Origin of the sequence: Synechococcus sp. CCAP 1479/10 (genome assembly GCF_019038515.1) — a bacterium.
GTDB lineage: Bacteria > Cyanobacteriota > Cyanobacteriia > PCC-6307 > Cyanobiaceae > Cyanobium.
Map to the genome: position 1 here is coordinate 1 of NZ_JAFKRJ010000107.1, position 437 is coordinate 437.

Sequence of the window (437 nt, forward strand, 5' to 3'; positions counted from 1 at the left end):
CATCGCCGCCAACGGCTCCTATTCCTTCACGCCGGCCGCCAACTACAACGGCCCGGTTCCCCTGATCTCCTACGTCGTCACCGACGGCTCAGGGCCCAACGACTCCTCCACCCTTTCGATCACCGTCACACCGGTCAACGACGATTTCAGCGACGCGAACGAGACCCTCTCCATCGCCGAGGACAGCGGCACCGCCACCGGCAATCTCCTCGCCGGCACCACCAGTCCCGATGGCCCGGTTTCGATCGCCTCCTTCTCCATCGCCGGCCAGAGCGGTCCCTTCCCCCTCGGCAGCCCCGTCACCATCGCTGGGGTCGGCAGCCTCACCATCGCCGCCAACGGCTCCTATGCCTTCACGCCGGCCGCCAACTACAACGGCCCGGTTCCCCTGATCTCCTACGTCGTCACCGACGGTTCCGGCCTCAACGATTCCTCCA

General features: G+C 66.4%; 1 protein-coding gene. It reads left to right on the forward strand.

The features are described from left to right. Nucleotides 1-437: cadherin-like domain-containing protein (locus tag KUG39_RS17185; RefSeq protein WP_216916653.1), on the forward strand; the 437-nt coding region annotated here is incomplete at both ends.